The sequence below is a fragment of the Myxococcaceae bacterium JPH2 genome (assembly GCA_016458225.1).
GTDB lineage: Bacteria > Myxococcota > Myxococcia > Myxococcales > Myxococcaceae > Citreicoccus.
Genome location: JAEMGR010000009.1, coordinates 469,439 through 491,101, shown reverse-complemented (window position 1 = coordinate 491,101; position 21,663 = coordinate 469,439). Strand labels below are relative to the sequence as shown.

The following is a 21,663-nucleotide window of genomic DNA, read 5'->3' as shown; positions in this document are numbered from 1 at the left end:
CGGCTGCGCTGGGCGCGCGTGACTCCAGGTCTCCACCACGGCCTCGATGCGCGGCGCGACGTGGAGCACCGAGCCTGGGAAGCAGCAGCCAGGCAGCTGGGTGAAGATGTCGCGGACGGTCGCGGCCTCGGCGTCGGTGGGGACGGCGACGTGCGGGCGCACGATGAGGTCGGTGAACTGGGGCATTCGCCCCGTCCCGCCAATCACCCGGCCGAGCGCGGAGCTTTGGTAGAAGAGGACGGAGATGTCCGCGGCCCGCGCGTGCTCCAGGAAGGCCAGGAGCGTGCGTCCTTCCACGGCGCCCACCAGCAGCGCCTCGGGCTCCCAGTGTCCCTCGGCCGCGTCCTCGGAGAAGGCGAGCGGTCGGCCGATGGGCACGGGCGTCGCGTGATCACTGGTGAGCACCGCGCTGTGGGCTCCCTGCCAGAAGAGGCGCGTTTCGTACTCGGTGATGGAAATCGATGTCATGAGACACCTCCCAGGTGGCGCTGAGAGGGAGCCTCTTCAATGGCCGTGCCGCGCGGATGGCGGACAGCGGACCTCGCGTCGTCCTCTCGGGAGGGACGCCCGCGCGCGCTCACTCATCGCGGGGAGGCCGGACGACGAAGACAGGGCGGACGCCGTGCATGATCACCTCCTGCGCCACCGAGCCCGCCAGCGCCCGTGACAGGCCCGTGCGTCCATGACTGGCCATGCAGATGAAGTCGCAGTCGAGCCGCTCCGCCGCCTGACCAACGGCCTCCGCGACGCGCCGGCTGGCGACGATCTCCACCTCGGTGGTGACGCGTCGGGCCGCGGCCTCCTCGGGGATGAGGGCGCGCAGGGCCACCTCCACGCGCTCTCGCTGGGCGCGGGCCTCGGGTGTCATGGGCTCGACGAAGCGGCGCGGATCGTACGTCTCGCCGGAGCCGGGCTCGGCCACGTGCAGCAGGCACACGGCGCCGCCCTCGGGGACGAGCGCGTAGGCATACCGCGCGGCGGCCGAGCCCCAGTCGGACAGGTCCGTGGGCACGAGCACGCGTCGCACCGAGGGCAGGGGCAGCGGCTGGAGCGCGCTGACCGGGACGCACAGCACGTTGGTGCTCGAGTTCTGCAGCACGTGCTGAGACACCGAGCCGTACCACCACCGCCGCGCCCCGGTGCGCTGATGCGTGCCCACGACGATGAGGTCCACGGACTCGCGCCCCGCCAGGGACACCAGCGCCTCGGAGGGGCGGCCCAGTCCGGACTGGAGCTGCACCCAGACGGCGCCCGAGCCGGGCATGTCACCCAGCCGCGCGAGCAGGTCGCGGCGCAGGGCCTGCTCCGCTTCGGGGGTCGCTTCAGCGCCCGGCGTGAGCGGCAGGCCGTAGCGCGCGTGCGCGTCCACGCCCCAGTAGTGGTGCGCCGCGATGACCTCACAGGGGCCCAGCGAGCGCATCCGCTTCACCCACGCCACCGCCGCGTCCGAAGGCGGAGAGAACGACAGCCCCAGCAGCACGCGCAGCGAGCCCACGCCGCTGGCCCACGCCTCCATCGACCGCGCGTTCTGGAGCACCAGCACGGGGCAGTGCGCGCTCTCCACCACGCGCTCGGCCACGCTGCCCATGCGCCAGCGCGGCGCCCGCTGGCCGTGTCGCGACAGGACGATGAGGGCGGCGTGTTGGCTCGTGGCCAGGTCCACCAGCACCTCGTCGGGGACACCTTCCAGCAGGTGCGCCTCGACGGCGACGCCACGCGCCCGCAGCGCCTCCGCTTGTTCCTCCAGGCGAGCCCGGGCGCCCTGCTGCAGCGCCTCGTCCGAGGCCTTCGAGCGCCCGCCGCTGCCGTACTCCGTCACGTGCACCAGATGGAGTGACTCCCCCATCCGGTGCGCGAGCGCCGTCGCGGTCTCCGCCGCCTCCATCGCCTGCGAGGAGAAGTCGGTTCCGAAGACGATGGACATGGTTCCCCCGTTCGTGTCTGCCGCCCGTTCGCGCGCCGTGGAGGGCTCACGCGTCGTAGGAGGCCGCCATCTCCCGGCGATCCTGGATGTCGATGAGGTGCTGCGCGTACTTCACGAGGTCCGCCTCGGTGAGGATGCCCAGCAGCGCGTCGTCCTCGTCCACCACGGGGAGGCAGCCGTACTTCTGCGAGAGGATCAGCCGCACCGCGTCGCGCAGCGGCGTGTCCGGCCGCACCGTGGCCACGTCGCGGGTCATGATGTCCGCGGCCCAGATGGGGCGCTCGGTGGGCGGCCCGTGATGCGCCGCCGCGCGCAGCAGGTCGCGGTGCGTGACGAGCCCCACCAGCCGCCCCTGGCGCACCACCGGCAGGTGCCGGATGCGGTGCAGGCGCAGCAGCTCGTCCGCCTTGGCCAGGTTCTGGGTCTCCTTGAGGGTGACCACGGGCCGTGTCATCAGCTCGCCAACGATCTGCATGGGGCCCTCCGCTCGGGCGCGCCGCCGGAGCCATCCCCGGAGGTGCTGCCTAGGACGGTCAGTCCCCCGTCCGGCGCGCGCAAGCCAGCAGGCCGGGCGCACCGCTCGCACGCCCGGGCCCAGCCCGAGTGGTGTCCACCGAACGCGACCTTGCCCGAACGGTGGGTTGAAGGCGGCGATGGCGTGCGCTAGACCGACGCGCGTCGCTAGGGGTGCCCCACCATGGGGGCTGAGACGGCCGCGAGCGGGCGGCCAACCCTTTGAACCTGAACCGGGTCATTCCGGCGGAGGGAAGCGGCGGGCGCTCCACGCCTCGCCTGTCTTCTCTCGTGCCAGAGGAGAATCAGATGAGCGGAGCATCCAAGAGCCTGAAGGTCGATGGAAAGGCGCTCGAGGGCATCACCCGAGGGCCGCTGCCGGCGTCCCGCAAGGTGTACGTCCCGGGCGTGCTGCACCCCGACCTGCGCGTGCCCCTGCGCGAGATTGCCCAGACACCCACGCACCTGGGCCACGGGCCCAACGCGAAGGAGACGCCCAACCCCGCCGTGTTCGTCTACGACTCCAGCGGCCCGTACACGGACCCCTCCGCGGAGATCGATCTGCGCAAGGGCCTGTCCGCGCCGCGCGAGGCGTGGATCCACGCGCGCGGGGACACGCGTGAGCTGACCGGCATCACGTCGGAGTACGGCCGCCAGCGTGAGACCGACGCGCGCCTGGACGGGCTGCGCTTCGCCCACCGCCGCAAGCCCCGCGTGGCCAAGGCGGGCGCCAACGTCAGCCAGATGCACTACGCGCGCAAGGGCATCATCACCCCGGAGATGGAGTACGTGGCCGTGCGCGAGAACCAGCGCCTGGACGCGTCGCTCGCCGCGCAGCACCCGGGGCACTCCTGGGGCGCGTCCATCCCCCGCGTCATCACCCCCGAGTTCGTGCGGGACGAGGTGGCCCGAGGCCGCGCCATCATCCCCGCGAACATCAACCATCCGGAGCTGGAGCCGATGATCATCGGCCGCAACTTCCTGGTGAAGATCAACGCGAACATCGGCAACTCGGCGGTGACGTCTTCCATCGAGGAGGAAGTGGAGAAGATGGTCTGGTCCATCCGCTGGGGCGCGGACACCGTGATGGACCTGTCCACCGGCCGCAACATCCACGAGACGCGCGAGTGGATCCTCCGCAACGCCCCGGTGCCCATCGGCACGGTGCCCATCTACCAGGCGCTGGAGAAGGTGGGCGGCAAGGCCGAGGACCTCACGTGGGAGCTGTTCCGCGACACGCTCATCGAGCAGGCGGAGCAGGGCGTGGACTACTTCACCATCCACGCGGGCGTGCGGCTCCAGTACGTCCCGCTCACCGCGCGTCGCCTCACGGGCATCGTCAGCCGCGGCGGCTCCATCCTGGCCAAGTGGTGCCTGGCCCACCACCGCGAGAACTTCCTCTACACGCACTTCGAAGAGATCTGCGAGATCATGAAGGCGTACGACGTCAGCTTCAGCCTGGGGGACGGGCTGCGGCCGGGCTCCATCGCGGACGCGAACGACGCCGCCCAGTTCGGTGAGCTGGAGACGCTGGGCGAGCTGACCCAGGTGGCCTGGAAGCACGACGTGCAGGTGATGATCGAGGGCCCGGGCCACGTGCCCATGCACCTCATCCAGGAGAACATGACCAAGCAGCTCGCGGTCTGCGGCGAGGCGCCCTTCTACACGCTGGGGCCCCTCACCACGGACATCGCGCCGGGCTACGACCACTTCACCAGCGGCATTGGCGCCGCGATGATCGGTTGGTTCGGCACGGCGATGCTCTGCTACGTCACGCCCAAGGAGCACCTGGGCCTGCCGGATCGCGACGACGTGAAGGAGGGCGTCATCACCTACAAGATCGCCGCCCACGCCGCGGACCTGGCCAAGGGGCACCCAGGCGCCCAGGCCCGCGACAACGCGCTCTCCAAGGCGCGCTTCGAGTTCCGCTGGCAGGATCAGTTCAACCTCTCGCTGGACCCCGAGCGCGCCCGCGCCTTCCACGACGAGACCCTCCCCGCGGAAGGGGCCAAGGTCGCGCACTTCTGCTCCATGTGCGGTCCTCAGTTCTGCTCGATGAAAATCACCCAGGAGGTCCGCGACTACGCCCAGCAGACGGGCGTGGCGGAGACCTCGGTCCTCCAGAGCGGGATGGAAGAGAAGAGCGAGGAATTCAAGAAGGCGGGCGGGCAGCTCTACCGTTGAGGCTCCAAGCAGGTCGTGACGACCTGTCACATCCTCTGTCCTCCTGGTGACAGTGGACGCGGGCGCGTGCCATGGTGTGGCCCGTCAAGGGCGTGGTTCGCGCCCGCGGAAAGCAGGAGGAAGGACGATGGAGTCTCAGCAGCAGGAGATGATGGGCTCGTTCATCACGGGGACCCCGGTGCCCACGCAGGATGAGAAGACGATGGCGATGCTGGCGCACATCGGCACGGTGGTCGCCAACCTCTTCATGGGCTTTGGCTTCCTGGTCCCGCTGTTCCTGATGATGACCAAGGGCAAGGAGTCGTCCTACATCCGGGCGCACGCGGTCGAGTCGCTGAACTTCCAGATCACCTGCGTCATCGCCGGTCTGGTGGGCGGCGCCACGGCGTGCCTGGGCGTGGGCCTGGTGCTGCTGGCCGTGGTGTTCATCGGCGCGGTCGTCTTCGGCATCATCGGTGGCCTGAAGGCGAACGAGGGGCAGCTCTACAAGTACCCCTTCGCGCTGCGACTGGTGAAGTAGTCACGCGGCAATCCGGGCGGGCCCATCGCACTCCCTGAGGCGGTGGCCCGCCCGAGTCGCGTCTGGAGTTCAGCCGCCAATGCCCATCATGGGCAGCAGCGTGGCGCCGTTGCCGGCGTCGGTGAAGCGATGGCCCTCGGGCTTGTCGCCGAGCGCGCGCCGCACCGCCAGCGCCAGCTCCTCGTCGCTGGCACCGCCGCGGATGAGCTGATGCAGCGGCGCCTGGGCACGTCCCCCCAGGCAGCTCCTCAGGTCCCCGTTCGACGCCACGCGCACGCGGTTGCACCCGCCGCAGAAGTTGCGCGTCAGCGGGGAGATGAAGCCCACGCGCCCCGAGTCGGTGCGCCAGTAATGGGCGGGGCCGGCCGTGTCGGACGTGCCGGGCTCCGCGGGCTCGGGCGTGAGCGACAGCCCCGCGTCCTGGAGTCGCTCCAGCAGCTCCGCGGTGGGCACGGGCGTGCCCTGGCCAAAGGGCATGAGCTCGATGAAGCGCGGGGTGATGCCGCGCGCGTGCGCGTAGGCCACCAGCGCGGGGACCTCGGTGTCGTTCACGCCGCGCATCACGACGACGTTGAGCTTGAGCGAGGCGAACCCCGCGTGCGCCGCCGCGTCGATTCCCCGCAGCACCGCGTCCAGGTCTCCCTGCCGGGAGATGCTGCGGAACGTCGCGGCCTCGAGCGTGTCCAGGCTCAGGTTGAGCTGGCTGACGCCCGCCTCACGCAAGGGCAGGGCGAGCGTCTCCAAGCGGCTGGCGTTGGTGGTGATCGCCAGGTGCGCCACGCCGGGCAGCGCCGCGATCCGCTGGGCGATGTCGAGGATGTCGGGCCGGATGAGCGGCTCGCCGCCGGTGAGGCGCACGCGGCGGATGCCCATGCGCGCGAAGACGGAGGCGATGCGCGCGAACTCCTCCGCGGTGAGCAAATCCTTGCGCCCGCCCCATGAGGCCGGTGAGCAGTAGGCGCAGCGGAAGTTGCAGCGGTCCGTGACGCTCAGCCGCAGGTACGTCATGACGCGCCCCTGCGCGTCGCGCAGAGGGGGTGCGAGCGGAGTCGTCTGGAGTTCGGTCATCACGGGCGCTCGTCCGCCGTGCCAGCCGCTGGGGTGCTCAGCCCTTGGTTCCCGTGGCCGAACGCACGGCCACCTTGAGCTGCTCCTCCGCGGAAGTGCCCGCGGGCGGGCGGTTGCCCGGAGCGGTCGTCTCCGCGTCGTCCTCTGTATCCGTCAGCCGCGCCAGCTCCGCCTCGGCCTCCAGGGCCTCCGCCTCCACCTGGAGGGGCTGGAGCTTGCGCTGGGCCATCTCCTCCTTGATGCGGATGAGGCCCTCCTCGCCGATGTCCAGGAAGGCGCGCACCACGTCCGGATCAAACTGGGTGTTGGCGCAGCGCTTGATCTCCTGGATGGCGTTCGCGAACGACGTCCCCTTGCGGTACGGGCGATCGCTCGTCATCGCGTCCAGGGTGTCCGCCACCGCGAAGATGCGCGCGCCCACGTGGATCTCCTGGCGCTGGAGATTGCGAGGGTAGCCCGCTCCGTCGTAGCGCTCCTGATGGGACAGGACGATCTGCGCCGGCGTGGAGAGGAAGGGGATGTTCTGGATCATCTGGAAGCCGATCTCCGGATGCTTCCGCATCTCCAACCACTCGTCGGGAGTCAGCTTGCCGGGCTTGAGCAGCACCGCGTCGGGCACGCCAATCTTCCCGATGTCGTGCAGGAGGGCGCCACGGCCAATCTCATCCAGCTCCTTGCCGTGGATGCCCATGCGATGCGCGATGGCGCTCGTGTAGCTCACCACGCGCAGCGAGTGGTCGCTCGTCTCGTGCTCGCGCGCGTCCAGCGCCGCCACCAGGGCCAAGAGGGTGTTCTGGTACGTGTTCGCGATGTCGCGCAGTGCGGTGCGCAGCTCGGCGGTGCGGTCGCGCACCTTGCGCTCGAGCTTCTTCTGGTAGCGCTTGCGCGCCATCTCGATGCGCCGCTTGGCCAACGCGCGCTCGATGGCGCGGATGAGGTCGGTCAGCTTGGGTGGCTTGAGCAGGTAGTCCACCGCGCCACGGCGCAGACAGTCCACCGCGGACTCGGTGTCGCCGTAGCCGGTGAGCATGATGACGGACGTGTCCGGCAGCCGCTCGCGCAGGTTCTCCAGCAGCCAGAGCCCATCCCGGCCCGGCATCTTCATGTCGCTGATGACGAGCGGCGTGTCCTCTTCGCCCGCGACATCCAGCGCCATCTCGGCGCCGCTGGCCACGACACAGTTGTAGCCCTCCTCCCGGAGGAGGACGGAGATGACGTCCCGGACGGAGTCGTCATCGTCGACGATCAGGATTCGAGGCGGGGCAGGAGGGATGGCTTCCACGGGGGGGATTCTAGAGGTTTCCCGCTTTCAAAGGCGAACGAGTAAGAGAAATTACCACCTTCACGCGGGCAGGCGGGCGGGCGGCCGATCATACCGGAACGGCGCCAGGTCCACGGAAGGAGGCTGTCCCAGCACCGCCTCGGCGACGAGTTTCGCGGTGATGGGGGCCAGGAGGATGCCGTTGCGGAAGTGTCCGGTGGCCAGGAAGAGGCCGGGGGTGGGCCCCCCTCCCAGGTAGGGCAGGTGGTCCTCGGTCCAGGGGCGGAAGCCCGCCCAGGTCTCGGTGATGGGGGCCTGGGCCAGCTCGGGGCACAGCTCCAGGGCCATGTCGAGGATGCGGGCCACACCGGCGGCCGTCACCTGCTTGTCGAAGCCGACCAGCTCCATGGTGCTCCCAGCGATGACACGCCCGTCCACGCGGGGCACCAGGTAGCCCTTCTCCGACGTGACGATGCGCTCCAGCAACGGAAGCCGTGTCTGGAACTGCACCATCTGTCCGCGAGCCGGCCGCACCGCCTGCGCGGCCACGCCCGCGCCGGGAACCAGGGCGGACCACGAGCCAGCCGCGAGCACCACCGCGTCCGCGCGCAGCACCTGGCCATCCAGGTCGACGCCCACCGCGCGCCCGTTCTCGTGCACCACGCCGCGCACGTGGCCGCTCTGGAACGTGGTGCCCACTCGCGCCGCGGCCATGGTGAGGGCGCGCACGAGCAGCCGGTTGTCCACGTGGTGATCATCCGGGAAGTGCGCCGCGGCCACGACCCGAGGCGACAGCTGGGGCTCCAGGGCACGAGCCTGCGCGCCATCGAGTCGCTCGGCGCGCAAGCCCAGTCCGCGCTGCCAACCGACGGTGGCCTCCAGGTGATGCACGCCGGCCTCGTCGAACACCGCCTTGAGCAGGCCGCACGGGCGATAGCCCACGTCCACGCCGGTCAGCTCGCGCAGCTCCGCGGCGAAGCTCCCATAGAGCGCGCGACTTCTCAGGCACAGATCCATGAAGGCTCCGGGGCCCTCGGACTCCCACTGCGGCGCGAGGATTCCGGCCGCGGCGCTCGATGCCTCGGCGCCGGGGATGGAGCGCTCGAGCACGGTGACGCGAGCGCCACCTTGTCGCAGCCGCAGCGCGATGCCGCAGCCCATGACGCCGCCACCCACCACGATGACTTCCGTGTCTTGCATGTGTGCGCTTGTGCTCGCCTCGACAGGGCTTTGCAAGCGAGATGGCGAAGGCGCACCGGGGTCCGGTTGACGACGCGAGGCTTTGGCGCTACCCATGAGTCCGTGCGTTTCGCTTCCATGCATCATCCCCATGCGCATCATCGGCCGGCCCTCGACGGGACCGTTGGCCACGCGCATGCCGGGGTGAACTGCTAGCTCGCACACCCTCGTTCCGGCACCTGCCGCGATGACCGAAGGCCCGTCCCCCCAGGACGGGCCTTTTTTCGTTTTTCCCCTCGCAGCCCCCGAGCCCATTGATGCTGAAGATCGCCCTGCCCAACAAAGGCCGTCTGTCCGAGGAGATCCGCGAGCTGTTCCACGACGCGGGATTGGAGGTGCGCGCCAGGGGAGAGCGCGCGCTGTCCGCGTCGCTGGGCGGCCAGTTCGAGGCCCTCTTCGTGCGGGCCCAGGACATCCCCGAGTTCGTCGCGGATGGCGCGGCGCATGCCGGCGTCACGGGTTGGGACCTCGTGAGTGAGGCGGGACGTCCGGTGGAGCTGCTGCGCGACCTGGAGTTCGGCCGCTGTCGTCTGGTGGTGGCGGCCCGCGAGGACAGCGGCATCGCGACCGAGGCGGACGTGGTGGACGGCATGCGGGTGGCGAGCTGCTTCCCCCGACTGACGCAGGCTCACTTCGACCAGGTGGGGCGCAGCGTGACGGTGGTGCCGGTGTCGGGGGCGGCGGAGATCGCGCCGCGCCTGGGGATCGCGGACCTCGTGGTGGACCTCACGTCCACGGGCTCGACGTTGCGGATGAACGGGCTGCGCGAGGTGTCCACCGTGTTGGAGTCGAGCGCCCGGCTCGTCGCCTGCCAGGGCAATGACGCGGACGCGAGGCAGGCGTTGGATGAGCTGTCGCGAGCGCTGGGCTCGGTGATCGCCGCGCGCTGCCGGCGCTACCTCATGGCGAACGTGCCCAAGCAGGAGCTGGGGCGCGTGCGCGAGGTGCTCCCCGGACTCAACGGGCCCACGGTGGTGGACGTCCTCGATGGGGGGCGCTTCGTGGCGGTGCACGCCGTCGTGCTGGCGCGGACACTCGACGCAACCATCCGCGCGCTGAAGTCACTGGGTTGTGAAGGCATCCTCGTCACCCGCATCGAGAGGCTGATGGCATGAGCACGTCCCTCCTGAAGTATCGCGGTGCCCTCGCGGAACTCGACCCCGAGTCTCGTCGGGCCTTGATGCAGCGCTCCTCCGCGACGGACGCGCACGTGACGGAGCAGGTCCGTTCGGTCATCGCCCGAGTGCGCGCGGAAGGCGACGCGGCCCTCTTCGCGCTCGCGCGCCAGTTCGACCGGGTGGAGCTGGCGGCCCTGGAGGTGCCTCGCGTGCGGTGGGACGCGGCGCTCGCGAGCCTGTCTCAGCCCCTGCGCGCCGCGCTCTCCCGAGCCGTGGGCAACATCGCCCGAGCCCACGCCGCCCAACGTCCTCGCACGGTGGAGGTGGAGACCGAGCCGGGCGTGTTGGTGGGCCGCAGACCGGATCCGTTGGGACGCGTGGGCGTCTACGCGCCGGGCGGTAGGGCCGCGTATCCCAGCAGCGTGCTCATGGGCGTGGTGCCCGCGAAGGTCGCGGGCGTCGGCGAGATCATCGTGTGCTCGCCGCCCGGACCCAATGGCCTGCCGAGCCCCGGAGTGCTCGCGGCAGCGGCCTTGGCGGGAGCGGATCGCGTCTTCGCCTTGGGCGGCGCGGGCGCGGTGGCCGCCATGGCCTACGGCACGAGCACGGTGCCACGGGTGGATCGCATCGTGGGGCCGGGCAATGCCTATGTCGCGGCGGCGAAGCTGCAGGTCGTGGACGCGGTGGGCATCGATGCTCCCGCCGGCCCGAGTGAGCTGCTGGTGGTGGCCGACGCCACCGCGAGCCCTGAGGCCGTCGCGCGAGAGATGGTCGCGCAGGCGGAGCACGACCCGGATGCATGCTGTGTCGCGCTGGCGCTGGGGGACGAGTTGGCGCAAGCGATTGTCGACGCGGTGGATCGCCTGGCGGGAGAGGCGAGGCGGGATGCCATCGTCGCCGCCGCGCTGGCCGGGCAGGGCGCGGTGCTGAGCGTGGCCTCGCTGGATGAAGTCTGGCCCTTCGTGTCGGACTTCGCGCCCGAGCACCTGCTCATCGCCACCGCCGCGCCCCAGGCCGACCTGGCGAGGGTGCGCAACGCGGGGACGGTCTTCCTGGGCGAGCGCTCCTCCGTGGCCTTCGGCGACTACTTGACCGGGGCGAACCATGTGCTGCCCACCGCGGGGTTGGCGCGGGTGTACTCGGGCTTGAGCGCGCTCGATTTCTTCCGATGGACCACCTACCAGCGGGTGGAGCGCTCCGCGGCGGTGTCCCTGGCCGGCGACGTGGGGGCCATGGCGGATGCCGAGGGCCTGTATGCGCACGGCGACGCGGCGCGGGCCTGGAGGCTGGGATGACGGCCGCGAAGGCAGAGTGGCGAGACCTGACTCCCTACCGGCCGACGACGCGCGTGTGTCGCGTGAACCTCGGAGACAACACCAACCTCTTCGGCATGCCTCCCAGCGCGGAGCGAGTGCTGCGCGAGGCGGGCGTCGACAGCGTGGCCCGCTATCCCGCGAGCTATGCCCCGGGCCTGAAGCGCGCGGTGGCGACCTATGCGGGCGTGACGCCGGAGAACGTGACGACGGGGTGTGGCTCCGACGATGTCATCGACTCGGTGCTGCGCGCGCTGTTGGCTCCAGGGGAGGCGGTCGCGTTTGCGGATCCCACCTTCGTCATGGTGCCCGTGTTCGCGCGAGTGAACGGTCTGCGGCCGGCGCCGGTTCCACTTCGCGCGGACTGCTCGCTCGACGTGACGGGCCTGCTCGCGACGGGCGCGCGGGTCATCTACGTGTGCGCGCCGAACAACCCCACGGGCACGGCTGTCTCGCGAGCGTCGCTGGAGATGCTCGTGGCGCAGGCTCCCGGCGTGGTGTTGATCGACGAGGCCTATGCGGAGTTCTCCTCGAGCGGGGGCTTCCTGGACCTCGCTCGCACCTGTCCCAACGTGCTGGTGACGCGGACGATGTCGAAGGCCTTTGGCCTCGCCGGCATGCGCGTGGGGTGGGCCGTGGGAGACGCGGCGCTGGTCGCGGAAGTGGAGAAGGCGCGAGGGCCTTACAAGCACACCGCGATCGCCGAGGCGATGAGCATCGCGGTGCTCTCGGAGGACGTGCCGTGGATGCGGGCGCAGGCCGAGGCGGCGGTCGCGAACCGTGAGCGCTTTCGTGAGGCACTTCAAGGAATGGGCCTGCGTGCGCTGGCTTCGGATGCCAACTTCCTCCTCGTGCCCTTGCCCGGGGCCGTGAGGGTGGCCGAGCGGATGCGCGACGCTGGCGTGAACGTTCGGGTCTTCCAAGGACTGGCGGGGCTGGGAGACGCGCTGCGGGTGAGCGTGGGGCCCTGGCCGTTGCTCGAAGACGCGCTGGCCGCGCTGCGCGAGGCGCTGCGATGCGAGTGACGGTCTTCGACTACGGCGCGGGCAATCTGCACTCGCTCACCAAGGCGCTCGCGCTCGTGGAGGGCGCGGAGGTGCGTGTCCAGGACGATGCCCTGCGTGCGCTCGACACCGACGTGCTCGTGTTGCCGGGCGTGGGAGCCTTTGGCTCGGCGGCGGCACGCCTCGAGCCGGGCCGCGCGCGAATGCGCCAAGCACTCGACGAGGGATTGCCGTGTCTGGGCATCTGCCTGGGCATGCAGCTCTTGTTCGAGGAGAGCGAGGAGGGGGCAGGTGCGGGCCTCGGCTACTTCCGAGGCCGGGTGACGCGGCTGATGGCGCGCCGGGTGCCACAGATGGGATGGAACACGGTGCGGGATGATCCCGTGGTCGAGTCGTCGCGGTTGAGTCACGTGTACTACGCGAACAGCTTCGCGTGCCGCGCCAGCGACCCGCGCGAAGTGACGGGGTGGACGACACACGAGGGGGACACGTTTCCTGCCTCGGTGCGGCGAGGCCGCGTGCTGGGCGTGCAGTTTCATCCAGAGAAGTCCTCGCTGGCGGGCGTGCACTTCCTGCGGACCCTCCTCACGGAGTGGATGTCATGAGGGCCATTCCCGCGATTGATCTGCGAGAAGGCGCGTGTGTCCAACTCGTCGGCGGCTCCTACGCCGAGGAGCGGGTTCGCGTGAAGGATCCGCTGGAGGCGCTGTCTCGCTGGCGAGCCCACGGCTTCACTGCCTTCCATGTGGTGGATCTCGACGCGGCGCTCGGGCGGGGCTCCAACGCGGCGGTCATCGCCCGACTCGTGGCGGCGTCTCCGGAACTGGAGTTCTCGGTGGGGGGCGGCGTGCGCGACAGCGAGCGCGTGGCGACACTGCTTCAGGACGGCGCCTCGACGGTGGTCGTCGGCACGCGCGCCATCGAGGACGTCGCGTGGCTGGGGGACGTGGCGTCTCGGTTCCCCGGTCGCGTGCTCGTGGCCGCCGACGTGAAGGGCCGCGAGGTGGTGACGCGCGGTTGGACGGAGGGCAGTGGCCAGGACATCGCCTTGGTTCTCGGGCTCTGCGCTCGGCTTCCCTTGGCGGGGTTGCTGGTGACGGCGGTGCACAAGGAAGGGCAGATGGGCGGCGTGGACCTCGCGCTGATGCGAGAGGTCGTGAGCAGGAGTCCGCACCCGGTCGTGGCCTCGGGAGGGGTGGCCACGCTGGAGGACCTTCGCGCGTTGGACGCGGCGGGAGTGCACGGCGCGGTCATCGGCATGGCGCTGTACACGGGACGGCTGGATGCGAGCGCGGTGGCTCGGGAGTTCGCGGAATGACCACGGTGGTTCGAGAGACGAAAGAGACGCGGGTGCGCGTGGCGCTCGCACGCGGTGACGGTGCTACGCGGGTGGACACGGGGCTGAAGTTCCTGGACCACATGGTGGCCACGCTGGCGCGCTATGCGGGTTGGGAGCTGTCGCTGGAGGCGCGAGGCGATCTCACGCATCACCTCATGGAGGACGTGGCCATCACGCTGGGCGCGGCGGTGCGGCAGGTGATTCCGGCCACGGCGGCGCGCTACGGCGAGCGCACCGTGCCCATGGACGATGCGCTCGTGCAGGCGTGCCTGGATGCGGGGGGACGGTTCTTCTACCGAGGCCCGTTGAAGAGTCCGCTCTACGAGCACTGGATGCGCTCGTTCAGCGAGCACGCGGGACTGACGCTGCACCTGCGCGTGCTGAGAGGGACGGATCGCCATCACGTCACGGAGGCGGCGTTCAAGGCGCTCGGATTGGCGCTGCGGGACGCGATGGTGGACTCGGGGGCGGTGTTCAGCCTGAAGGGAACGGTCGTGATGGAGGTGAGCGAATGCTCGCGCGGCGGCTGATTGTCTGCCTGGACGTGAAGGACGGTCGGGTCGTGAAGGGCGTTCGCTTCGAGGGACTGCGCGACATGGGGGATCCGGTCTCGCTCGCCCAACGCTACGAAGAGGAGGGCGCGGACGAAGTGACGTTCCTCGACATCTCCGCGACCGAGGAGGGACGCGCGACGCTGTGGGCCCTGGTCCAGCGCACCGCCGAGCGGCTGTTCATCCCGCTCACCGTGGGGGGCGGCGTGCGAACCGTGGAGGACGCGGGCCGGGCGCTGCGCGCGGGCGCGGACAAGGTGTGCCTCAACTCCGCCGCGGTGGCGGACCCCGAAGTGCTCACGGCTTGCGCCGAGCGCTTCGGCTCGCAGGCCGTGGTGGCGAGCATCGACGCGAAGCGAGAGGAGCACGGCTGGCGCGTCTACACGCACGGCGGGCGACGACGGACCGAGTGGGACGCAGTGGGCTGGGCGCGCGAGTGTGTGCGGCGCGGCGTGGGCGAGGTGCTGCTGACCAGCGTGGATCGCGATGGTTCGCGAGAGGGCTATGACGTGGCGCTGACGCGCGCAGTCTCGTCATCGGTCGATGTGCCGGTCATCGCATCGGGTGGCGCGGGAACGGGCGCGCATGTCCGTGACGCACTTCGCGAGGGCGGCGCGGATGCGGCATTGGTCGCGGGCATCCTTCACGAGGGCATCACCACGGTGGGGGCGCTCAAGGCGATGCTGCGCGACAACGGAATCGAGATTCGGAGCCAGACATGAGTGACGGACAGTCGTTGATGCGTGCCGCCGCGGAGGTGGCTCGCAAGGCCGGGGACGTAGCGCTCGGATACTTCCGAGGGGGCATCGCGGTGGACACCAAGCGGGATGGAACACCTGTGACGGTGGCGGATCGCACGGCGGAGCAGGTGGCGCGTCAGTGGCTGGAGGCACGCTTCCCCCAAGATGGAATCCTGGGCGAGGAGTTCGGCGAGACGCGGCCGGGTGCGCCGCGCAGGTGGATCCTCGACCCCATCGATGGAACGAAGACCTTCATCCGCGGTGTCCCGCTGTGGGGCACGTTGGTCGCGGTGGCGGAGGGCGAGCGCGTGGTCGCGGGCGCCGCGTACTTCCCCGCCGTGGGAGAGCTGGTCGTGGCGGCACCGGGGCAGGGGTGCTTCTGGAATGATCAGCGCGCCCGCGTGTCCACGGAAGCCGACCTGTCGAAGGCCGTGGTGCTCTCCACCGACGAGCGCTTCTTCCGCTATCCCGAGCGCGGCGAGGCATGGCGCGAGCTGACGCTGCGCGCGGGCATCTCGCGCACGTGGGGCGACTGCTACGGCTACCTGCTCGTGGCCACCGGACGCGCCGAGGTGATGGTGGACGAGATGCTGTCGCCGTGGGACGCGGCCGCGCTGCAGCCCATCATCGAGGAGGCAGGAGGCGTCTTCACCGACTGGACCGGCGCGCGCACGTCCTTCGGTGGCAGTGGCATCGCCACCAACGCGGTGCTGGCCCAGGACGTCCGCGCTCGACTGGGCGCGACGGGGAACCCGTGATGCTCGACCTCGCGACGCTCGACTTCGACAAGGGCCAAGGCATGGTGACGGTCGTGACCCAGGACGCGCACACGGGCGACGTGCTCATGGTCGCGCACGCGGATCGCGAGGCGCTCGAGGCGACGCTGCGCACGGGCCAGATGCATTACCGCTCTCGGACCCGAGGGCTGTGGCACAAGGGCGCCACGAGTGGGAACACGCAGCGGGTGGTGTCCCTGCGCGCCGACTGTGACGGTGACGCGGTGCTCGCGCGTGTGGAGAAGGCGGGACCCGCGTGCCATACCCAGACCGAGACGTGCTTCGGCCCTGGGCTGGATGATCCGCTGGCGCACCTGGACGCCTTGCTCGCGGCCCGCGCCACTCGACCTGCCGAGGCGGGCGAGCCCCCGGGCTACACCCGCCGGCTGCTGGGGGATCGGAACCTTCGCCTGAAGAAACTGGGAGAAGAAGCCGCGGAGCTCGTGACGGCCTGCGCCGATGGTGATCGGACCCGCGCGGTCGAGGAGGCGGCCGACGTGCTGTACCACGTCCTCGTCGCGCTGCTTCCGCTCGGCCTCAGCGGGAACGACGTGAAGGCGGTCCTTGCCGCCCGAGCTCGGCGCTGATCCATCCTCCCAAGGGCGGATGTGTCATTTGTGACCCCGGCGGGATTATCCAGCCTTGTTGTACCTGGACAGTCCAATTGACTCCGCCAACCCTCACTTGGGGGATGTGTGTCTCCTCCTCTTCAACGCTCACAGTGATCCTGCTACAGAGTCCGACCACGGGGGCACGGGGGCATGCTGATGGAGTGCCCCCAGTCCAACGCGACCGTTTCACCGGAGGCATCGTGACTCCCACGTACCAGTCCGAAGTCATCGACCGCATCATCTTCTCCCGCTGGCACAACCCGCCGACGAAGGACGATGTGGCGGCGATGATGGCGCAGATGGAGGAGGCGGCTCGGCGGCTCGGGCAGAACCTGCTCTACATCGCGTCCATCAGCCCGAAGGCGAAGGTTCCGGACGCGCAGGAGCGCGCGTATCTCAACCAGATGGTCGCCGAGGGTCGCCGCTTCTGCGAGCAGTCCTGGCTCGTCTACGAAGGCACCGATCTCCAGCACAACCTGCAGCGCGTCATCATCTCGGGCGTGCTCATCCTCACGCGCACCTTCGACAACTACCTGTCGGTGGCGAAGTCCGCGGACGCCATCGTCAAGGATGTGGGCACCGCGCTGAAGAAGGACGCGAGCCCCATCTTCAAGGTGGCCCGCGAGCGCGGCCTGATCGCCTGAGCACCCGCGAGGCAGGGCCCCACGCGGGTGCCCTGCCATGTCGGCCGGTGGCCCGGCGTCCTAGCGGGCGCCCACCACTTCCAACTCGTTGAGCACCAGCTCCGAGCGCTCCGGGAACACGCTGAGGCCGTCCACGTCGAGCAACGGGGCCACCAGCGGGCAGTCCTCCCAGGCGCCTGTGCCCTGGAAGCGGCACACCGTCGGGTTGACGAACGCGAAGCCGCGCTCAGGGTCTTCCATCATCCCCGCGCTGCGAGGCGTGCGCACGATGGCGCGCACCGAACCCGCCCCCTTCGCCCGGATGCGCAGCGACGCCACCTGCTTGAGCGGCGGGGCGTACTCGGCACGCAGCGCGCCGTCCGCGTCCCAGCGCACCGTCCGCGCGGCATCCTTGAGCGGAACTCCCGTGGCCGCGTCGCCATCGAAGGCGAGCGTCCCATTGAGCGCCCCCGTCAGGTGATCGGGCTTCAAGAGCTGGGTCGTGCCCGCGGGACGGACGGCCAGCGTCGCCAGCACGGGCGCCTGACGCCCCTGCTGGACGGCGGCGGCGTTGAGCACCGCGGCTGGAAGGTGATTCCCCTTCGCGCACAAGGGCGCCAGGTCCTGGAGGATGTCGAGCACGGCGCGGGAGAGGGTCCCCTCCGTCACGGCGGCGGCGCCCAGCGTCGAGCCAATGACGCGCTCGCACGTGGTCGCGGTGGTCGGCCCCGCGTGCTCCAGGCTCCAGTGCAGCTCCGCCAGGTCCGGGGGCCGTCCGGCGGCGGACTCCAGCAGCCCTCGGCCCACCGCGTCGGCGCAGGTGTTCTGGCCCTCGCCACAGCGCCCGCACAGGTCTCCGAGCAGTTCACGCAGCGGTGACGCGCCCGCCGCGAGGGGCGCGCGAGCGGCCAGGGCGGTGCCCAGCTCACAGGCCCGCGAGGGTGGGTGGGCGCACTCTCCCAGTTGCCGCCGTGCGTCGGAGACGGCGCGCGCGTCCTCGGGGGCTCGCAGCGCGGACTCCAGGGCGCGGTCGAGTGTCCGACACTCGGTGGCCACGGGGGCGCTGGGGACTGGGGCCACGGGGGAAGCGGGCCGCCCGCTGGGCGGGGAGGCGGGGCTCTGATGGGACACGTACCAGAAGCGCGCGAAGGCAAGCAGCGCGACGAGCATCAGAGCGATGCGGTGAAGAGGGAAGCGGCGCACGAGCAAACTCCTTGATTCCGACCGGTAGCGGGGGTTATCAGCGCCCGCGAGTTCCATCCGCAAAAATGACGGAGGCGTGTGTGGCTGAGACTTTCGACGTGGTGATCATCGGCTCGGGGCCTGGCGGCTACGTGGGGGCCATCCGCGCGGCGCAGCTCGGGCTGAAGACGGCCATCATCGAGAAGGACAAGCGCCTGGGTGGCACCTGCCTCCACCGAGGCTGCATTCCCACCAAGTCCCTCCTGTGGACGGCCGAGCTGTTCCACCACATCAAGGAGTCCTCGGACTTCGGTATCGATGTGGCGAACCCGACCGTCAACTGGGCCAACGCCCAGAAGCACAAGGACAAGGTCGTCACCAAGGGTGCCAACGGCATCGACTTCCTGATGAAGAAGAACAAGGTCACGGTCATCAAGGGCCATGGCCGGATCGCGGGGAAGGGCAAGGTCGAGGTCACGGCCGAGGACGGCTCCAAGCAGACGCTGGACGCCAAGAACATCATCATCGCCACGGGCTCGGTTCCCAAGTCGCTGCCGAACGTGACGGTGGACCACAAGCGCGTGATGAACAGTGATTCCATCCTGGGCATCGACCGCATCCCCAAGAGCATCATCGTCCTGGGCGCTGGCGCGGTGGGCTGCGAGTTCGCCTCCGTGTTCAACCACGTCGGCAGCAAGACGGCCATCGTGGAGTACATGCCCAACCTGCTGCCCATCGAGGACGTGGACGTCTCCAAGGAGCTGGAGAAGATCTACAAGCGCCGCGGCATCGACGTGCACACGGGCGCCAAGGTGGAGAAGGTCGAGCACACCGCGGACGGCGTGCGCGTCACCATGTCGGTGGGCACCGAGACGAAGACGCTCGAGGCCGAGCTGCTCCTGTCGGCCGTGGGCCGCGCTCCGGTGACCGAGGACATCGGGCTGAACAAGACGAGCATCCAGACCGACCGGGGCTTCATCAAGGTCGACTCGATGAACCGCACCAGCGAGCCCAACGTCTACGCCATCGGCGACGTCATCCCCACGCCGATGCTGGCGCACATGGCCAGCGCCGAGTGCGTCCTGGCCGTGGAGCACATCGCGGGCAAGAACCCGGCGCCCATCAACTACGACCTCACCCCGTCCGCCACGTACTGCTACCCCGAGGTGGCGTCCGTGGGTCTCACGGAGAAGAAGGCCAAGGAGCGCGGCTACGACGTCAAGGCGTCCACCGCCCCGTTCGGCGCCGTCACCAAGTCGGCCATCTCCAATGAGTCCATCGGCCTCATCAAGATCGTCGCGGACAAGAAGTACGACGAGGTCCTCGGAATCCACATCATCGGGCCGCACGCCACGGAGCTGCTCGCCGAGGCCTGCGTGGCGATGAAGCTGGAGATCACCACCGAGGAGCTGGCGCACACCATCCACGCCCACCCGACGCTCTCCGAGATCATGCACGAGGGCGCCGAGGCCACCCTGGGCCACCCGCTGCACTTCTAGTCGCGCCCCGCGCTCGCGCGGTCATCGGACAAGCCGTCCCGGCAAGGCACCTCGCCTTGTCGTGGGCGGCTTTTCCACGTTTGACGAGACAGGCGCTATTGTCACCGTCTTCACGAGGATGCGCGCATGTCGAGTGGATACAGGAAAGCGGGAGCTTCGAGTCGTCCGGAGGAGACTCGGATGGCGCCACCGGACCCGGAGGAGGTTCCAGAGGACGGCCCCGACATGCGAACCGAGGAGATCCAGCTCCTGATCCCCACCGAGGTGCGGCCCAAGTCCGGCGCACCGGCGAAGTCCCCACCGCCGCCCGCGTCGCTGCGTGCGCCGTCTCCTCCACCGCCGCCCTCGCCGCTGCGTGCGCCTTCTCCTCCGCCACCTCCGCGCGCGCCGCAGGCACCTTCGCCCCTGCGCGCTCCGCCCCGTGCCCCCGTGGCGGGGAGCACGCGTGGGAGCACGCCGGTCCCCGTCACACGCATGGCCCCGTTGGAGGTGGGATTGCCGGGCCCGAGCCGGAACGCGGGCGCGCCGGTGCTCGCGCCGCTGCAAGGTCCCGGGGCCGGACCGGGGGAGGACGAGCCCGCGTTCCGGACGATGTTCGCGACCCACTCGGCGCTGCTCGCGGACCGACTGAAAGGCGAGCTGGCGACGAAGATGTACGGCCGCACGCCGCACCGAATCCTGCGCGTGGAGGAGCCCGAGGGGCCGAGCACGGCGGGGGGCTTGCTGGCTCGGCAGGCGCTGTCCTTGGTGCCGCGCAAGGGGACCGGGCCCGCGCTGGTGTGCGGCTGGGTGGACGTGGCGAAGGGGCAGGCGGCGCTGCGCAACTTCGACGCGGTGGCCCGGCGCCATGAGGCGCAGCATGGGGAGCCGCTGGAGCTGGCACCCGAGGAGTACGAGCGGTTCCTCCAGGACGTGGAGCACGTGCTCGCCACCGCGGCCATCAAGGTGCGCGTGCTCGTGCCGGACGAGTCGGTGCCCGCGCGTCCGAGCGTGGCGCAGGCCGCCCCCCCGCCCTCGGGGCTGCCGGCACGTTGGGTGTGGGTGTTCGTCACGTTCGCGTTTGGCGCGGGGATGTGGGCGGGACACGTGCTGCGCTGAGGCCTGGGCCGGTCGGCTGACTGCTCGCGCGAGGGGAGCGACGTGGCGCGCCCTTCGTTATCTGAGGGGCAGTCCCGAGAGCAGGTAGCGGGAGCTGACGCCTCGCGTTAGTGGCTTCGCGCTTGACCCTGCTTTCGCCCAACCCTTAGAAGGCCCGCGACCCATGGCGACTCCCGACAGGTTTCCCCTCCCACAGGTCTCTGAGTCCACCCGGAAGCCCGAGTGGCTCAAGGTGCGCCTCCCGCATGGAGAGGGATACGAGCGGGTCAAGGCCATCGTGAAGCGCACGAAGCTGGCCACGGTGTGCGAAGAGGCCCGCTGCCCGAACATCGCGGAGTGCTGGGGCGGGGGTACCGCCACGGTGATGTTGATGGGCGAGGTCTGCACGCGCGCGTGCCGCTTCTGCCACGTGAAGGTGGGCGCGCCTCCGCCGCTGGATCCGATGGAGCCCATCCATCTGGCCCAGGCCGTGAAGGAGATGAACCTCGAGTACATCGTGGTCACCTCGGTGAACCGCGATGATCGCCCGGACGGCGGCGCCAGCCACTTCGCGTCGGCCATCCGCGAGCTGCGCCGCGAGAGCCCGCGCACCCTCGTCGAGGTGCTCATCCCCGACTTCAAGGGCGTGGAGAAGGACCTCACGACGGTGGCCGAGGCCCGGCCGCACGTGGTGGCGCACAACGTGGAGACGGTGGAGCGCCTCACGCCCACCGTGAGAGATCGCCGCGCGACGTACCGCCAGTCCCTGCGCGTGCTGGAGTTCCTGAAGCACCGCCCCGAGGGCCTCTACACCAAGACGTCCGTCATGGTGGGCCTGGGCGAGACCGACGCCGAACTGGAGCAGACGTTCAAGGACCTGCGCAGCGTGGGCGTGGACGTGCTGACGCTGGGCCAGTACCTCCAGCCGTCGCAGTACCACCTGCGGGTGGAGCGCTTCGTGTCGCCGGCCCAGTTCGCGGAGTACAAGGCGCTGGCCGAGTCGATGGGTTTCCTCTACGTCGCGTCGGGTCCGCTGGTCCGCTCCAGCTACCGGGCGGCCGAGTTCTTCATGAAGGGCCTCATGGAGCGCGAGCGCATTGAGCGCCTGGGCTGAGTCCCGC

At 70.2% G+C, this 21,663-nt stretch carries 21 protein-coding genes, 1 pseudogene and 1 riboswitch; of the genes and pseudogenes, 15 read left to right on the top strand and 7 right to left on the bottom strand.

Annotation, left to right across the window (positions count from 1 at the left end):
- Positions 1-12: 12 nt before the first annotated feature.
- From JGU66_17275 to JGU66_17265, 3 genes and pseudogenes are all read right to left on the bottom strand, one after another.
- A pseudogene (locus JGU66_17275) lies at positions 13-468 on the bottom strand (hypothetical protein).
- A 109-nt stretch (positions 469-577) separates the two neighbouring features.
- Complete coding sequence (locus JGU66_17270) at positions 578-1,924, bottom strand: universal stress protein (protein ID MBJ6762525.1); 1,347 nt, start codon at positions 1,922-1,924, stop codon at positions 578-580.
- Positions 1,925-1,970: 46 nt separating this feature from the next.
- Positions 1,971-2,399, bottom strand: coding sequence for a CBS domain-containing protein (locus tag JGU66_17265; GenBank protein MBJ6762524.1), 429 nt, complete (start codon positions 2,397-2,399; stop codon positions 1,971-1,973).
- A gap of 198 nt (positions 2,400-2,597) precedes the next feature.
- Positions 2,598-2,709: riboswitch (TPP riboswitch) on the top strand.
- A gap of 37 nt (positions 2,710-2,746) precedes the next feature.
- Here JGU66_17265 and thiC point away from each other — a divergent pair.
- Together thiC and JGU66_17255 are read left to right on the top strand one after the other, a co-directional pair.
- Positions 2,747-4,621 carry a phosphomethylpyrimidine synthase ThiC gene (gene thiC, locus JGU66_17260; protein ID MBJ6762523.1) on the top strand — a complete coding sequence of 625 codons (1,875 nt, stop codon included), beginning with the start codon at positions 2,747-2,749 and terminating at the stop codon, positions 4,619-4,621.
- 127 nt (positions 4,622-4,748) lie between these two features.
- Positions 4,749-5,141 (top strand): DUF4870 domain-containing protein, encoded by a 393-nt coding sequence (locus JGU66_17255; protein ID MBJ6762522.1) that lies wholly within the window; start codon positions 4,749-4,751, stop codon positions 5,139-5,141.
- A 69-nt stretch (positions 5,142-5,210) separates the two neighbouring features.
- Here JGU66_17255 and moaA read toward each other — a convergent pair whose 3' ends face one another.
- From moaA to thiO, 3 genes are read right to left on the bottom strand one after another with little or no spacing between them, the layout of a single operon-like run.
- On the bottom strand, positions 5,211-6,209 hold the full coding sequence (moaA, locus tag JGU66_17250) for a GTP 3',8-cyclase MoaA (protein ID MBJ6762521.1): 999 nt from the start codon (positions 6,207-6,209) through the stop codon (positions 5,211-5,213).
- Between the two features lie 37 nt (positions 6,210-6,246).
- The gene (locus JGU66_17245) at positions 6,247-7,491 is read right to left on the bottom strand and encodes a response regulator (GenBank protein MBJ6762520.1); all 1,245 of its coding nucleotides are present in this window, start codon (positions 7,489-7,491) and stop codon (positions 6,247-6,249) included.
- Between the two features lie 60 nt (positions 7,492-7,551).
- Positions 7,552-8,670, bottom strand: a complete 1,119-nt coding sequence (gene thiO / locus JGU66_17240) for a glycine oxidase ThiO (protein MBJ6762519.1) — start codon at positions 8,668-8,670, stop codon at positions 7,552-7,554.
- Between the two features lie 293 nt (positions 8,671-8,963).
- Between thiO and JGU66_17235 the strand changes: the two genes are divergently transcribed.
- The 10 genes from JGU66_17235 (at position 8,964) to JGU66_17190 (ending at position 16,805) form a co-directional block, all read left to right on the top strand.
- Positions 8,964-9,824, top strand: a complete 861-nt coding sequence (locus JGU66_17235; protein MBJ6762518.1) for an ATP phosphoribosyltransferase — start codon at positions 8,964-8,966, stop codon at positions 9,822-9,824.
- Positions 9,821-11,122, top strand: coding sequence for a histidinol dehydrogenase (gene hisD / locus JGU66_17230; GenBank protein ID MBJ6762517.1), 1,302 nt, complete (start codon positions 9,821-9,823; stop codon positions 11,120-11,122). Before JGU66_17235 ends, hisD begins: the two co-directional genes overlap by 4 nt.
- Positions 11,119-12,165, top strand: a complete 1,047-nt coding sequence (locus tag JGU66_17225; GenBank protein ID MBJ6762516.1) for an aminotransferase class I/II-fold pyridoxal phosphate-dependent enzyme — start codon at positions 11,119-11,121, stop codon at positions 12,163-12,165. Before hisD ends, JGU66_17225 begins: the two co-directional genes overlap by 4 nt.
- The gene (hisH, locus tag JGU66_17220; protein ID MBJ6762515.1) at positions 12,156-12,749 is read left to right on the top strand and encodes an imidazole glycerol phosphate synthase subunit HisH; all 594 of its coding nucleotides are present in this window, start codon (positions 12,156-12,158) and stop codon (positions 12,747-12,749) included. The genes JGU66_17225 and hisH overlap by 10 nt, the downstream gene beginning before the upstream one ends.
- Positions 12,746-13,462 carry a 1-(5-phosphoribosyl)-5-[(5-phosphoribosylamino)methylideneamino] imidazole-4-carboxamide isomerase gene (locus JGU66_17215; GenBank protein ID MBJ6762514.1) on the top strand — a complete coding sequence of 239 codons (717 nt, stop codon included), beginning with the start codon at positions 12,746-12,748 and terminating at the stop codon, positions 13,460-13,462. Before hisH ends, JGU66_17215 begins: the two co-directional genes overlap by 4 nt.
- Positions 13,459-14,013 carry an imidazoleglycerol-phosphate dehydratase gene (locus JGU66_17210; protein MBJ6762513.1) on the top strand — a complete coding sequence of 185 codons (555 nt, stop codon included), beginning with the start codon at positions 13,459-13,461 and terminating at the stop codon, positions 14,011-14,013. Before JGU66_17215 ends, JGU66_17210 begins: the two co-directional genes overlap by 4 nt.
- Positions 13,995-14,756 carry an imidazole glycerol phosphate synthase subunit HisF gene (gene hisF, locus JGU66_17205; protein ID MBJ6762512.1) on the top strand — a complete coding sequence of 254 codons (762 nt, stop codon included), beginning with the start codon at positions 13,995-13,997 and terminating at the stop codon, positions 14,754-14,756. The genes JGU66_17210 and hisF overlap by 19 nt, the downstream gene beginning before the upstream one ends.
- On the top strand, positions 14,753-15,532 hold the full coding sequence (hisN, locus tag JGU66_17200; protein ID MBJ6762511.1) for a histidinol-phosphatase: 780 nt from the start codon (positions 14,753-14,755) through the stop codon (positions 15,530-15,532). Before hisF ends, hisN begins: the two co-directional genes overlap by 4 nt.
- Complete coding sequence (hisI, locus tag JGU66_17195) at positions 15,532-16,137, top strand: phosphoribosyl-AMP cyclohydrolase (protein ID MBJ6762510.1); 606 nt, start codon at positions 15,532-15,534, stop codon at positions 16,135-16,137. The genes hisN and hisI overlap by 1 nt, the downstream gene beginning before the upstream one ends.
- Before the next feature lie 221 nt (positions 16,138-16,358).
- Positions 16,359-16,805 carry a DofB protein gene (locus JGU66_17190; GenBank protein MBJ6762509.1) on the top strand — a complete coding sequence of 149 codons (447 nt, stop codon included), beginning with the start codon at positions 16,359-16,361 and terminating at the stop codon, positions 16,803-16,805.
- A 60-nt stretch (positions 16,806-16,865) separates the two neighbouring features.
- Here the strand turns inward: JGU66_17190 and JGU66_17185 are convergent, their stop codons facing one another.
- Positions 16,866-18,050, bottom strand: a complete 1,185-nt coding sequence (locus JGU66_17185; protein MBJ6762508.1) for a hypothetical protein — start codon at positions 18,048-18,050, stop codon at positions 16,866-16,868.
- A gap of 17 nt (positions 18,051-18,067) precedes the next feature.
- Between JGU66_17185 and lpdA the strand changes: the two genes are divergently transcribed.
- From lpdA to lipA, 3 genes are all read left to right on the top strand, one after another.
- On the top strand, positions 18,068-19,465 hold the full coding sequence (lpdA, locus tag JGU66_17180; GenBank protein ID MBJ6762507.1) for a dihydrolipoyl dehydrogenase: 1,398 nt from the start codon (positions 18,068-18,070) through the stop codon (positions 19,463-19,465).
- A gap of 126 nt (positions 19,466-19,591) precedes the next feature.
- Positions 19,592-20,563 (top strand): hypothetical protein, encoded by a 972-nt coding sequence (locus JGU66_17175; protein ID MBJ6762506.1) that lies wholly within the window; start codon positions 19,592-19,594, stop codon positions 20,561-20,563.
- A 163-nt stretch (positions 20,564-20,726) separates the two neighbouring features.
- The gene (lipA, locus tag JGU66_17170; GenBank protein MBJ6762505.1) at positions 20,727-21,656 is read left to right on the top strand and encodes a lipoyl synthase; all 930 of its coding nucleotides are present in this window, start codon (positions 20,727-20,729) and stop codon (positions 21,654-21,656) included.
- The last annotated feature ends 7 nt before the right edge of the window (positions 21,657-21,663 follow it).

Coding starts and splice junctions, on each gene's coding strand:
- JGU66_17215 (MBJ6762514.1), top strand. CDS start 12,746: ATGAGGGCCATTCCCGCGATTGATCTGCGAGAAGGCGCGTGTGTCCAA.
- hisI (MBJ6762510.1), top strand. CDS start 15,532: ATGCTCGACCTCGCGACGCTCGACTTCGACAAGGGCCAAGGCATGGTG.
- JGU66_17255 (MBJ6762522.1), top strand. CDS start 4,749: ATGGAGTCTCAGCAGCAGGAGATGATGGGCTCGTTCATCACGGGGACC.
- thiO (MBJ6762519.1), bottom strand. CDS start 8,670: ATGCAAGACACGGAAGTCATCGTGGTGGGTGGCGGCGTCATGGGCTGC.
- hisN (MBJ6762511.1), top strand. CDS start 14,753: ATGAGTGACGGACAGTCGTTGATGCGTGCCGCCGCGGAGGTGGCTCGC.
- JGU66_17210 (MBJ6762513.1), top strand. CDS start 13,459: ATGACCACGGTGGTTCGAGAGACGAAAGAGACGCGGGTGCGCGTGGCG.
- hisF (MBJ6762512.1), top strand. CDS start 13,995: ATGCTCGCGCGGCGGCTGATTGTCTGCCTGGACGTGAAGGACGGTCGG.
- hisD (MBJ6762517.1), top strand. CDS start 9,821: ATGAGCACGTCCCTCCTGAAGTATCGCGGTGCCCTCGCGGAACTCGAC.
- hisH (MBJ6762515.1), top strand. CDS start 12,156: ATGCGAGTGACGGTCTTCGACTACGGCGCGGGCAATCTGCACTCGCTC.
- thiC (MBJ6762523.1), top strand. CDS start 2,747: ATGAGCGGAGCATCCAAGAGCCTGAAGGTCGATGGAAAGGCGCTCGAG.
- JGU66_17270 (MBJ6762525.1), bottom strand. CDS start 1,924: ATGTCCATCGTCTTCGGAACCGACTTCTCCTCGCAGGCGATGGAGGCG.
- moaA (MBJ6762521.1), bottom strand. CDS start 6,209: ATGACCGAACTCCAGACGACTCCGCTCGCACCCCCTCTGCGCGACGCG.
- JGU66_17265 (MBJ6762524.1), bottom strand. CDS start 2,399: ATGCAGATCGTTGGCGAGCTGATGACACGGCCCGTGGTCACCCTCAAG.
- lipA (MBJ6762505.1), top strand. CDS start 20,727: ATGGCGACTCCCGACAGGTTTCCCCTCCCACAGGTCTCTGAGTCCACC.
- JGU66_17175 (MBJ6762506.1), top strand. CDS start 19,592: ATGTCGAGTGGATACAGGAAAGCGGGAGCTTCGAGTCGTCCGGAGGAG.
- JGU66_17225 (MBJ6762516.1), top strand. CDS start 11,119: ATGACGGCCGCGAAGGCAGAGTGGCGAGACCTGACTCCCTACCGGCCG.